Source organism: Mizugakiibacter sediminis (assembly GCF_000953855.2).
GTDB classification, from domain to species: Bacteria; Pseudomonadota; Gammaproteobacteria; order Xanthomonadales; family Rhodanobacteraceae; genus Mizugakiibacter; species Mizugakiibacter sediminis.
The window spans coordinates 1-11318 of record NZ_DF970241.1; the positions used below are offsets into that span (position 1 = coordinate 1).

Sequence of the window (11318 nt, forward strand, 5' to 3'; positions counted from 1 at the left end):
TGGATGCGGTCCAGGCGAAGCCCGCCGCATCCAGCGCGGCGAGCGTGGCCTCGCTGAGCGCCCCCTCCGAAGGCCAACAACCTTCCGGCGGCGCGCCGAAGTGCCGCTCGTGCGCCGCCTTCGCGCCCGCCAGGTGCCAGCGCACGCGTTCGGCGCCGCCCGGATAGCCGGGCGCCAGCGGCAGCGGCAGCGCGGCGTTGGCCTCGCGCGCGCTGGCGAAATCCAGCAGCAGCGGCATGAGCGGGTGCGCGTAGGGCGTGATCGACAGCTCCACGCGCGACTGCGCCGCCAGCGCGCGGTAGCGCCGCGGCAGATCGGCGATCACGTCGCGGATCAGCTCCAGCAGCACGCCACGGTCGTGGCGGCTGAAGCGCCGCGCCTTCTCCATCAACGCGACGGCGCGCCGGTCGGCGCGCACCGACTCGCCCAGCCACGCCAGGTTGTGCCAGACCAGCAGGTCGAAGACGAAGGCGTCGTCGAGATAGGCGAAGCCGCCGGGATGTTCGAGCGCGATCGCGGCGATGTCGGCGAGCTGCCGGTACGGCGTGAAGCGCTCGATCATGCGCCTGCGGTTGGCGCGCAGGCAGGCACGCACCACCGCGCGGCGGCGTTCCTCGTCCAGCGCCAGCACCGGCTGCGCCAGCGTGTCCAGCAGCAGACCGCCGATCTGGCGGCCCTCGCACAGGCAGACGTCGATGCGCCGCGCGTAGTCCTCGAGCTGGTCGAGCAGCACCGGCGTGAAGTTGACTACCGCGCAGGCGCCGGGCGCGGCCTCGAGGTGCGCCGCCATGTCGGCGTAGTCCTTGATCGCGTGCAGGTAGACCCACGGCGCCATGAAGCGGCCGGTCTGCGCATCGCGGTAGTCGGGCTGGTGCATGTGCCAGCCCAGCACCACGCGGAGCCGTTCATCCGCCACGGTCGTTGCCAGCCAGCATGTCGGGCGTGGCCACCGTCACGCCGCCGGCGCTGACGTCGTAGCGGGCCTGGTCGGCGGCGTCGTAGCCGATGGTGGCGTGGTCGGGCAGCACGCAATGGGTGTCGAGGATGGCGCGCCGCACCCGGCAGTGCTTGCCGATGCGCACGCCCGGCAGCAGGATCGAATCCTCCACCAGCGAGTCCTCGTCGACCATCACCGAGGAGAACAGCATCGAGTGGCGCACGGTGGCGCCGGAGATCACGCAGCCGCCGGCGACCATCGACGAAACCGCCATGCCGCGGCGTCCAGGCTCGTCCAGCACGAATTTCGCCGGCGGCGTCTGTTCCTGCCAGGTCCAGATCGGCCAGTCGCGGTCGTACAGGTTCAGCTCGGGCACCACGTCCAGCAGTTCCATGTTGGCCCGCCAGTACGAATCGACGTCGCCGACGTCGCGCCAGTACGCCGGCCGGCCGCTGGCGTTGTCGAGGAACGGGTAGCCGTACACCGCGCTGTCGTGCAGCGCGCGCGGCAGGATGTCGTGGCCGAAGTCGTGGCTGGAGTCGGGATCCTCGGCGTCCTCGGCCAGGCGCCGCAGCAGATAGGCGGCATTGAACACGTAGATGCCCATCGAGGCCAGCGCCAAGTCGGGCGCGCCCGGCATCGGCGTCGGCTGCGACGGTTTCTCCGCGAACTCGCGCACGCGGCCGTCGGCGTCGACCTGCATCACGCCGAAAGCGTGCGCCTGCTCCAGCGGCACCGGGATGCAGCCGACGGTGATGTCGGCGCCGCGGCTGACGTGGAAGCCGAGCAGCGTGCCGTAGTCCATCTTGTAGACGTGGTCGCCGCCCAGCACCAGCACGAAGCGCGGATCGTGGCCGCGGATGATGTCGGCGTTCTGGCGCACCGCGTCGGCGGTGCCGGCGTACCACGCCTCGCCCACGCGCTGCTGCGCCGGCAGCAGCTCGACGTATTCGCCGAACTCGGCGCGGAACCAGTTCCAGCCCTGCTGGATGTGCTGGATCAGCGAGTGCGCCTTGTACTGCGTCAGCACGCCGATGCGGCGGATGCCGGAGTTGATGCAGTTCGACAGCGCGAAGTCGACGATGCGGAAGCGTCCGCCGAACGGCACCGCCGGCTTGACGCGGTTGCCGGTCAGCGCGCCCAGCCGCGTGCCCTTGCCGCCGGCCAGCACCAGCGCCAGCGTGTCGCGCGTGATCAGGCTGACGAAGCGCTGCGAAGGCGGCACGGCCGTGCCCGTTTTCGCGCCCATGTTCATGCGGCCATTGCAGCGCCGCCCGCGCCGGGCGGGTTGATGCAGATCAGAATGGTGCGCCGTCCCCGCCGCCAAGCTGGCGGCGGATTTCCGCGCGTTCCGCTTTGCATGTCCGCACACCCGCTGCCGCCGCCGCTCGCACCCGCGCTGCAGGCGCTGATCGACGGACGCCATCACGCGCCGCACCACTGCCTGGGACCGTGCCGGCAGGACGGCCGTCCGCTGCTGCGCGCCTGGCTTCCCGATGCGCGCGCGGCGTACGTCGAGCCCGGCGCGCGCCGCATGCGCCGCGTCGACGCGCGCGGCCTGTTCGAATGGAGCGCCGCCGGCGAGGAGCTGCCGGGCGACTACCTGCTGCGCTGGATCGACGCCGGCGGCAACGAGCACACGGCGCGCGATCCATACGCGTTCGCGCCGCAGCTCGGCGACGACCATCTGCAGCGCTTCAACGCCGGCATCCACCGCCGCGCCTGGCAGCTGCTCGGCGCGCACGTCGTCGAACGGCGCGGCGTCGACGGCACGCGCTTCGCGGTGTGGGCGCCGAACGCCGAGCGCGTCAGCGTGGTCGGCGACTTCAACGGCTGGGACGGCCGCCGCCATCCGATGACGGTGCATGGCAGCAGCGGCGTGTGGGAGATCTTCGTGCCCGGTGTCGGCGCCGGCGCGCTGTACAAGTTCGAGCTGCGCCACCGCGAATCCGCGCGCGTGCTGCTGAAGACCGATCCCTACGGGCGGGCGTTCGAGATGCGCCCGGGCACCGCTGCCTGCGTGGCCGCCCCGTCGGCCTTCCGCTGGAGCGACGGCGCCTGGATGGCCGCGCGCCGCGACTGGCGGCACGCGCCGGCGGCGATCTACGAAGTGCACCTCGGGTCGTGGCGCCGCCGCGACGACGGCGGCTTCCGCGGCTATGCCGAACTCGCCGAGGCGCTGGCGCGCCATCTGCAGGACTCGGGTTTCACCCACGTCGAGCTGCTGCCCGTCACCGAGCATCCGCTGGACGACTCCTGGGGCTACCAGAGCACCGGCTTCTTCGCGCCGACCCGCCGCCACGGCCTGCCGGACGACTTCCGCGCCTTCGTCGACACCCTGCACCGCCGCGGCTACGGCGTGATCCTCGACTGGGTGCCGGGCCATTTCCCGCGCGACGACTGGGCGCTGGCGCAGTACGACGGCACCGCGCTGTACGAGCACGCCGACCCGCGGCGTGCGGAGGCGCCGCACTGGGGCTCGCTGAAATTCAACTTCGCGCGCCACGAGGTGCGCAGCTTCCTGATCTCGAGCGCGCTGTACTGGCTCGAGGAATTCCATCTCGACGGCCTGCGCGTGGACGCGGTCGCTTCGATGCTCTACCTCGACTACGGCCGCGAGGACGGCGACTGGCTGCCGAACCCGCACGGCGGCCGCGAGGATCTGGACGCAGTGGCGTTCCTGCGCGAGCTGAACACGGCGATCCAGGAGCACTGCCCGCATGCCGCGACGATCGCCGAGGAATCCACCGCCTGGCCGGGGGTGACGCGTCCGCCCTGGCTGGGCGGGCTCGGTTTCACCATGAAGTGGAACATGGGCTGGATGCACGACACGCTGGCCTACCTCGCCCACGATCCGGTGCACCGCCGCTACCACCACGACCAGCTCACCTTCGCGCGCTGGTACGCCTTCGAGGAGCAGTTCGTGCTGCCGCTGTCGCACGACGAGGTCGTGCACGGCAAGCGCAGCCTGCTCGGCAAGATGCCCGGCGACCGCTGGCAGCGCTTCGCCAACCTGCGCCTGCTCCTTGCCTTCCTGTTCACCTGGCCCGGCAAGAAGCTGCTGTTCATGGGCCAGGAGTTCGGCGCCTCCGCCGAGTGGGACTTCGCGCGCGCGCTCGACTGGGCCGAAGCGGAACGGCCGGAGCACGCCGGCATCCGCCGCCTGGTCGACGATCTCGGCCGCCGCTACCGCGACCATGCGGCGCTGCACGCCCGCGATTTCGACGCCGAAGGTTTCGACTGGATCGACTGCCACGACGCGCTGCAGTCGGTGCTGGTCTACCTGCGCCGCGGCGGCGGCGAGACGGTCGTCGTCGCGCTGAACTTCACGCCGGTGCCGCGCCACGGCTACCGCATCGGCCTGCCGCAGGGCGGCCGTTACCGCGAACTGCTGAACAGCGACTCGCGCCACTACGGCGGCGGCGACGTCGGCAACGGCGGCGCCATCGAGGCGGAAGCGCTGCCGTGGATGGGTCGCGCGTGGTCGGCGGCGCTGACCCTGCCGCCGCTGGGCGCGCTGCTGCTGGCGCCGCAGGGCGGAGCCTGAGCGCGATGGCGCTGCGCATCCTGTTCGTCGCCGCCGAGTACCGGCCGCTGCTGAAGGTCGGCGGCCTGGCCGACGTGATCGAGGCGCTGCCGGACGCGCTGGTGAAGCTCGGTCACGACCTGCGCGTGCTGCTGCCGCGCATCCGCGGCATGCCGCAGGGCCGGCGCATCGCCCGTCTGCCCGGCATCTGCGTGCTGCGCGAAGCGGCCGCCGCGCCGCGCTTCAAGGTATGGATGCTCGACACCCCGGCGTTGCGCCGGCGCAGCGGCATCTACGCCGAGGCAAACGGCGCGCCGTACGCCGACGACGCCGCCTGCTTCGCCGATCTGTGCCGCGCCGCCGTCGCGGTCGCCGACGACGCCTGCGGCCTGCGCTGGCGCGCCGATGTCGTGCACTGCCACGAATGGCAGACCGGTCTGGTGCCGCCGCTGCTGCAGCTCGCGCGCGTGCCCGCGGCCAGCGTGTTCACGATCCACAACCTGGCGCAACGCGGGCTGTTCCCGGCGCGGACCGTGGGCGAGCTCGGCCTGCCGGCCTGGCTGATGCATCCGGATGCGCTGGAGTTCTGGGGCCAGTGCGCCTTCATCAAGGGCGGCCTGCAGTTCGCCGACCGCCTGACCGCGGTCAGCCCGCGCTATGCCGGGGAAATCCTCACGCCGGCATTCGGCGAAGGCCTCGACGGCGCGCTGCGCGCGCGCCGCGGACGCCTGGTCGGCATCCTCAACGGCCTCGACGACGCGCTGTGGAATCCGCGCACCGATCCGCTGCTGCGCGCGCGCTTCTCGGCGCGCAACCTGCATGCCCGCCGACAGGCGCGCATCGCGCTGCTGCAGGAACTCGGCGTGCGCGACGCCCAAGCCGAAACGCGCATGTTGCTCGGTTTCGTCGGCCGCCTGGTGCCGCAGAAGGGCATCGACCTGGTGCTGGACGCGCTGCCGGCGCTGTTGCAGCGGCCGCTGTGCCTGATCGTGCTCGGCAGCGGCGAGGCGGCTACGGAAGCGCGGCTGCGCGCGGCCGCCCTCGCCCACCCCGAGCGCCTGCTGCTGCGCATCGGCTTCGACGAAGGCCTGGCGCATCGCGTCTACGCCGGCATCGACGCGTTCCTGATGCCTTCGCGCTTCGAACCCTGCGGGCTCAGCCAGCTGAGCGCGATGCGCTACGGCGCGCCGCCGATCGTCAATCCGCTGGGCGGCCTCGCCGATACGGTCGCGGACGCCACGCCGCAGCGCCTCGCCGACGGCAGCGCCAGCGGCTTCGCCATGCGCTCGGCGGACGCGGCGGGCCTGGTCGAGGCCGTCGACCGCGCCCTCGCGCTGCATGCCGATGCCGGCGCGTGGGCGCAGCTGGTGCGCCAGGCGATGCAGCGCCGCTTCAGCTGGCGCGAGAGCGCAAGGCGTTATGTCGAGGTCTACGCGGCGGCGCTGGTCGCGCGCACCGAGGCGTATCGCCGCGCGCCGTCCGGCTGAACGCCGCGAGGATCAGCGCATCCAGTCGGCGCGCAGCTTCATGCATTCGCCGCGCCACGGACAGTCCATCTTCCTGCACACCAGGCGCAGCGGCGTGGCGAAGCAGGCCTGCTGGCCCGCCGCCTCCTGTTCCTGCCAGATCGCCCAACGGCGCGCCGAGGCCGAGCGTGCCTGCGCCGCGCCGTCGCGCGCGCCGGCCTGCGCGCCGCGCGCGGGCGGCGGATCCAGCTCGAGCATATCTGCTGCGTACCGGCTCATGCCCGCACCATCGCTTCGCGCTGCGGCTGCACGGTGATCAGTTGCGCGATCTCGGCGAGCTGCTGGCTGACGAAGCGCAGCACGTCGTCCAACGCCAGGATGCCGACCAGCGCGCCGTGCACGTCGACCACCGGCATGCGCCGCACGCCGGCGCGGCGCATGCGGTCGAGCACGTCGGCGTAGCTTTCCTCCAGCTCGGCGCAGACCACGCGCTGGGTGATCATGTCGCCGGCGGTGATGGCGTCCGGATCGACGCCCTTGGCCACGACCTCGATGGCGAGGTCGCGGTCGGTGACCACGCCGGCCGGCATGTTGCGGCCGTTGCGCTCGACCACCACCACGACGTCGCCGACGTGGAACTCGCGCATCACCTCGGCGGCCGCGCGCGCGGTCTCGTCGCTGCGTACGAACACCACCTCGCGGTTGCACAGCTCGCCCACGCGCATGACGGTCGCCTCCTGAATCGTGGTGCCGCATCGCCGCGGCTCACGATCCACCCTAACCGCGCGCGCGCAGCGGCCATTGACCTGCATCAACAGTGCGGCGCCGGCCGCGGCGACGGGCCGCGCGGCGGCGCCGGGCTTGATGCCGATCAACCTCGCCGGGCGGCGAAGCGGGCACGCTGGCCGCGGATTCCAGCCATGCCGCGTCCTGCGGCCTCGCCAGGGGATACGACCATGTTCAAGTACATCCTGCTGCCGACCGACGGTTCGGAGCTGTCGATGGGCGCGGTGCGGCAGGGCACGAAGCTCGCCAAGCTGCTCGGCGCGCGCGTCCACGCGTTCCACGCGATCCCGGCCTTCCACACCTTCACCTACGTCACCGAGCTGCTCGAGGCGACGCGCGAGGAATACAACGCGCAGGCGGTGGCGCGCGCCGAGCGCTACCTGGCCGCCGTGCGCGACATCGCCAAGGCCGAAGGCGTGCCGTGCGACAGCAGCCACGCGGTCTGCGACGACCCCTACGAGGCGATCGTCGAGGAGGCGCAGAAGCGCGGCTGCGACCTGATCGTGATGGCCTCGCACGGCCGTCGCGGCGCCAAGGCCGTGCTGTTGGGCAGCGAAACCCTGAAGGTGCTGACCCACAGCAAGGTGCCCGTGCTGGTCTATCGCTGAGCCGACCCTGCGGAGACGCATCCATGCGCGACATCCTCGCCCTCACGCTCCGTCACGACACCTGGCCGAACGGCCTGCGCTACGCGGCCGAGCTGGCCGCGATGCTGGAAGGCCGCCTGACCGGCCTCTACGTCAACGAGCCGGCGGCGGCGATCGCCGCCTACGATTCGGCGATGCTGGTCGCCGAACTGCTGGCGCTGGCGCGCGAGGAGGTCGAGAGCGCGCGCGCCAAGGCCGCGCCGTTCCAGGCATGGGCCGCGGGCCACGCGGTGCGCGGCAGCGAGTGGATCGTGGCCGAGGGCCGCGTCGCCGAGGTGCTGCCCCATGCGGCGAACTGGCACGACCTGCTGGTGCTGGAGCGCGATCCCGACCGCCCGGCGGGTTCGGCCGGCGTGGTGGGCCACGCGGTGCTGGGGGCGGGCGTGCCCTGCATCGTGGTGCCGCCGGGCTGGGCGCCGCCGCTGCGCTTCGAGCGCATCGCGCTGGCCTGGAACGGCTCGACCGAATCGATCCGCGCCGCGCATGCCGCGCTGCCGCTGCTGCGTCTGGCCGGGCAGGTGACGGTGCTGAGCGGACGCCGCAAGGAATCGCTGTCCTCGCTGGCCTGGCATCCGGGGTTCGAACTGGGCCGGTATCTGCAATCCCACGGCATCGGCGCGGTGGAGCGTCCGATCGAGACCGAGGACACGGAAGCCGGCCGCGCCCTGCTCGACGCCGCCGGGTCCGCCGGCGCCGATCTGCTGGTGATGGGCGCCTACGGCCGCACCCGCTTCAGCGAATACGTGTTCGGCGGCGCCACGCGCCAGGTGCTGGAGCACGCCCCCCTGCCGACGCTGATGCGGCACTGAGCGCACGGCGGGCGGGGTGCGGAGGGAGAGTAGCGGCCTGCAGGCGGCGCGCGGGCGTCGTGTTGGGGGGAGGGGGCAACGCCGGAAAGTGGGCGTGCGCGCCGCCTGCAGACCCGGATCCGCCCGTCGGGGGGGGCTCGGGACGGAACCGCCGTTGGGGAACGGCAGGCGCACGTTACGCCCGGCGCCTTTCGCAGTCCAATATATAATTGATGTGTCAGTTATAGCAGACACGTCTATGTTGGACCTGCGCCAGCTGCGCTATTTCGTCGCCGTCGCCGACACCCTCAGCTTCACGCGGGCGGCGCAGCAGCTGCACATCTCGCAGCCACCGTTGTCGCAGCAGATCCGCGCGCTGGAAAAACTGCTCGGCGTACGACTGTTCGACCGCAACCGCCGCCGCGTGGCGCTCAGCGAGGCCGGCCGCGCCTTCCTGGTGGAGGCGCGCAAGACGCTGCAGCAGGCCGAGACCGCGCGACGCACCGCCGAGCGCGCAGCCGCCGGCCAGATCGGCCGCCTGCGCCTCGCCTATCCCGGCTCGGTGGCCTTTCACCCCACCCTGCCCGAATCGGTGTTGCGCTTCACCCGCGCCTATCCGGAGGTGCAGTTGGAGCTGCACGAGATGTTCACCGTCCAGCAGTTCGCCGCCCTGCTGGAGGAGACCATCGACGTCGGCTTCGTGCGCGCGCCGCCGCGGGACGCGCCGACCCGCCGGCGCGTGCGTTTCGAGGTGCTGGACCAGGAGCCGCTGCTGCTGGCGGTGCCGGCCAAGCACCGCCTGGCGAACCGCAACCGCGTGCGCTTCCGCGACGTCGCCGACGAGGCTTTCGTCGCCCAGCCGCGGCGCTACAGCAGCACCGTGCACGACACCCTGGCGCGGCTGGCCGGCAAGACCGGCTCGCAGTTGCGCATCCGCCAGGAGGCGCTGCAGCTGTCCAGCCTGCTGAGCCTGGTCGCCGCCGGCATCGGCCTGGCGGTGGTGCCGGCCTCGCTGCAGGCGGTGCGCCTGCCCGGCGTCGCCTTCGTGCCGCTGGCCGACGCCGAGGCGACCATGCCGATCGCGGTCGCCTGGCGCAAGGGCGATGCGGCGCCGGTGCTGCAGCGTTTCCTCGAGGGGCTGCTGCCACAGGCCGCGTCCTTGCCTTGAACGCGATCGCCCGCTACACTCGCGCGTCTGTTTTATCCGTTTCGCATCAAGGAGCTGGCCGTGAAGGTGCTTTCCTCGCTCAAGTCCGCCAAACAGCGGCACCGCGACTGCAAGGTCGTGCGCCGTCGCGGCAAGGTGTTCGTGATCTGCAAGAGCAACCCGCGCTTCAAGGCGCGCCAGCGCTGAGCAGCCGGCACCGCTCGTGCATTCCGGAGGCCGCCTGCGGGCGGCCTTCGCGTTTCCGCGGCGGCGATGCGCGCAAAGCGTTGAACGCCGCACGAAATCGCGCGGAAGCCCGTGGCTAAGGCGTTCCGCTTCTGCTACAACACGGCCCATTCGTCGCCTCGGGGAGAGACGCCATGTCCAGGACCGTACCGACCACGCTGCAGGCCATGCTGCTGGGAGGCATGATCGCGCTCGCCATGGCGCCGAACGCGCAGGCGGAGACTTTCAGCATCAAGCAGAAGGTGCAGCAGGAACAGGGCAAGGACCTGCCCAGGCGCGGCATGACCATGGCCGAGGTGGAGAAACGCTACGGCGCGCCGCTGAAGAAGCTGCCGCCGGCCGGCGGCGATGCACCGAAGCACCCGACGATCAACCGCTGGGAGTATCCCGGCTACACCGTGTACTTCGAGCGCAGCCGCGTGATCCACAGCGTGGTGAACACCCCCGCCGCCCCCGCGCCGGCCAGCTCCTCGCCGTAACCGCATGACCGCCGATGGCTTCCGCCTGCCTGCGGAATGGGAGCCGCAGGCAGGCGTCCTCATTGCCTGGCCGCACGCCGGCACCGACTGGGGTCCGCGCCTGTTCCAGGTCGAGTCGACCTACGCCGCGCTGGTGCTGGCGATCACCCGCTTCCAGCCGGCGATCGTCTGCGTCGCCGGCGCCGCCGTGCGCGCGCGCGCCGCGGCGCTGCTGGACAACGCCGGCGTGGACGCCGCGCGCGTGCGCTTCGTCGACATCGCCTACGACGACACCTGGCTGCGCGACTCCGGCCCGATCACCCTGACCGACGGCCGGCGCTTCCGCCTGTGCGACTTCCGCTTCACCGGCTGGGGCGGCAAGTTCGAGGCCAGCCGCGACGACCTGCTGGTCGAGGGGCTGGCCGCGCAGCAGCTGTTCGCCCATGCCGAGCACCGCCGCATCGACTGGGCGCTGGAGGGCGGCGCCATCGAGAGCGACGGCCGCGGCACCATCCTCACCACCTGGCGCTGCCTGCACCAGCGCCATCCCGAGCAGCCGCGCGAGGCGATGGCGCAGACGCTGCGCAAGTCGCTGGGCGCGCAACGCGTGCTGTGGCTGGAGCGCGGCTACCTCGAGGGCGACGACACCGACGCGCACATCGACACCCTCGCGCGCTTCGCGCCGGACGACGCCATCGTGTTCCAGGCCTGCGACGATGCGGCCGACCCGCACTACGGCGAACTCGCCGCGATGCGCGAGGAACTGGCCGCGCTGCGCACCGCCGATGGACGGCCGTACACGCTGCACGCCCTGCCCTGGCCGCGGCCGATCGTCGACGAACAGCGCCGCCTCGCCGCCTCGTACGCCAATTACCTGATCGTCAACGGCGCGGTGCTGATGCCGGCCTACGGCGATCCCGCCGACGCCGCCGCGGCGCAGGTGATCGCCGCCGCGCACCCCGGCCGCGAGGTCGTGCCGGTGCCGTGCCGGCCGCTGATCTGGCAGAACGGCAGCCTGCACTGCGTGACCATGCAACTGCCCGCCGGCGTGCTGGCCTGAAGCGTCGCGGCCCGCGTGGCCGCGCGGGTATATCATCGAGGCCCGATCCCGCGCGGAGTCCGCCATGGCCCGCACCTTCGCCGCGCTGCTGGCCGTCGCCTTCGCCGGCACCGCACACGCCGGCGCTTTCGAGCTGCGGGTCGATGCCGCCGACGCACGCGGCCGCATCGCCGAGCGCCACGTCTACGACGGCTACGGCTGCCGCGGCGACAACATCGCGCCGCGCCTGCAGTGGCGGGGCGCGCCCACCGGCACGC

Annotated in this window: 12 protein-coding genes and 1 pseudogene; 9 read left to right on the forward strand and 4 right to left on the reverse strand. The window is 72.3% G+C overall.

The genetic code is table 11. The features are described from left to right. A partial coding sequence (locus MBSD_RS12450; protein ID WP_201797497.1) for a hypothetical protein occupies positions 1–916 on the reverse strand: 916 nt, incomplete at its 3' end. Next, on the reverse strand, positions 906–2186 hold the full coding sequence (gene glgC, locus MBSD_RS12455) for a glucose-1-phosphate adenylyltransferase (RefSeq protein WP_062537639.1): 1281 nt from the start codon (positions 2184–2186) through the stop codon (positions 906–908). The genes MBSD_RS12450 and glgC, both read right to left, overlap by 11 nt. Before the next feature lie 111 nt (positions 2187–2297). Here glgC and glgB point away from each other — a divergent pair, with 111 nt between their 5' ends. Both glgB and glgA read left to right on the forward strand, forming a co-directional pair. Beyond that, positions 2298–4484 (forward strand): 1,4-alpha-glucan branching protein GlgB, encoded by a 2187-nt coding sequence (glgB, locus tag MBSD_RS12460; RefSeq protein ID WP_062537631.1) that lies wholly within the window; start codon positions 2298–2300, stop codon positions 4482–4484. Between the two features lie 5 nt (positions 4485–4489). Continuing rightward, a complete protein-coding gene (gene glgA / locus MBSD_RS12465; protein WP_201797498.1) occupies positions 4490–5950 on the forward strand; it encodes a glycogen synthase GlgA in 1461 nt (486 codons plus the stop codon). A gap of 12 nt (positions 5951–5962) precedes the next feature. On the opposite strand, the gene MBSD_RS12470 is transcribed toward glgA, so the two are convergent. Both MBSD_RS12470 and MBSD_RS12475 read right to left on the reverse strand, forming a co-directional pair. Beyond that, complete coding sequence (locus MBSD_RS12470; RefSeq protein ID WP_148667885.1) at positions 5963–6208, reverse strand: hypothetical protein; 246 nt, start codon at positions 6206–6208, stop codon at positions 5963–5965. Continuing rightward, positions 6205–6654, reverse strand: coding sequence for a CBS domain-containing protein (locus MBSD_RS12475; RefSeq protein ID WP_187300674.1), 450 nt, complete (start codon positions 6652–6654; stop codon positions 6205–6207). The genes MBSD_RS12470 and MBSD_RS12475 overlap by 4 nt, the downstream gene beginning before the upstream one ends. Before the next feature lie 231 nt (positions 6655–6885). Between MBSD_RS12475 and MBSD_RS12480 the strand changes: the two genes are divergently transcribed. The 7 genes and pseudogenes from MBSD_RS12480 to MBSD_RS15655 form a co-directional block, all read left to right on the forward strand. Continuing rightward, positions 6886–7323, forward strand: a complete 438-nt coding sequence (locus tag MBSD_RS12480) for a universal stress protein (protein ID WP_062537634.1) — start codon at positions 6886–6888, stop codon at positions 7321–7323. A gap of 23 nt (positions 7324–7346) precedes the next feature. Beyond that, the gene (locus tag MBSD_RS12485; RefSeq protein WP_062537635.1) at positions 7347–8171 is read left to right on the forward strand and encodes a universal stress protein; all 825 of its coding nucleotides are present in this window, start codon (positions 7347–7349) and stop codon (positions 8169–8171) included. Between the two features lie 238 nt (positions 8172–8409). Next, entirely contained in the window at positions 8410–9318 is a 909-nt protein-coding gene (locus MBSD_RS12490) for a LysR family transcriptional regulator (protein WP_062537636.1), read from the forward strand. Between the two features lie 60 nt (positions 9319–9378). Beyond that, entirely contained in the window at positions 9379–9504 is a 126-nt protein-coding gene (gene ykgO / locus MBSD_RS12495) for a type B 50S ribosomal protein L36 (protein ID WP_008215056.1), read from the forward strand. A 173-nt stretch (positions 9505–9677) separates the two neighbouring features. Further along, on the forward strand, positions 9678–10022 hold the full coding sequence (locus tag MBSD_RS12500; RefSeq protein WP_062537637.1) for a hypothetical protein: 345 nt from the start codon (positions 9678–9680) through the stop codon (positions 10020–10022). A gap of 4 nt (positions 10023–10026) precedes the next feature. Beyond that, a complete protein-coding gene (locus MBSD_RS12505) occupies positions 10027–11061 on the forward strand; it encodes an agmatine deiminase family protein (protein WP_062537638.1) in 1035 nt (344 codons plus the stop codon). Positions 11062–11125: 64 nt separating this feature from the next. Beyond that, a pseudogene (locus MBSD_RS15655) lies at positions 11126–11318 on the forward strand (hypothetical protein); the annotation flags it as partial.

Coding starts and splice junctions, on each gene's coding strand:
- glgC (WP_062537639.1), bottom strand. CDS start 2,186: ATGGGCGCGAAAACGGGCACGGCCGTGCCGCCTTCGCAGCGCTTCGTC.
- glgB (WP_062537631.1), top strand. CDS start 2,298: ATGTCCGCACACCCGCTGCCGCCGCCGCTCGCACCCGCGCTGCAGGCG.
- glgA (WP_201797498.1), top strand. CDS start 4,490: ATGGCGCTGCGCATCCTGTTCGTCGCCGCCGAGTACCGGCCGCTGCTG.
- MBSD_RS12470 (WP_148667885.1), bottom strand. CDS start 6,208: ATGAGCCGGTACGCAGCAGATATGCTCGAGCTGGATCCGCCGCCCGCG.
- MBSD_RS12475 (WP_187300674.1), bottom strand. CDS start 6,654: ATGCGCGTGGGCGAGCTGTGCAACCGCGAGGTGGTGTTCGTACGCAGC.
- MBSD_RS12480 (WP_062537634.1), top strand. CDS start 6,886: ATGTTCAAGTACATCCTGCTGCCGACCGACGGTTCGGAGCTGTCGATG.
- MBSD_RS12485 (WP_062537635.1), top strand. CDS start 7,347: ATGCGCGACATCCTCGCCCTCACGCTCCGTCACGACACCTGGCCGAAC.
- MBSD_RS12490 (WP_062537636.1), top strand. CDS start 8,410: ATGTTGGACCTGCGCCAGCTGCGCTATTTCGTCGCCGTCGCCGACACC.
- MBSD_RS12500 (WP_062537637.1), top strand. CDS start 9,678: ATGTCCAGGACCGTACCGACCACGCTGCAGGCCATGCTGCTGGGAGGC.
- MBSD_RS12505 (WP_062537638.1), top strand. CDS start 10,027: ATGACCGCCGATGGCTTCCGCCTGCCTGCGGAATGGGAGCCGCAGGCA.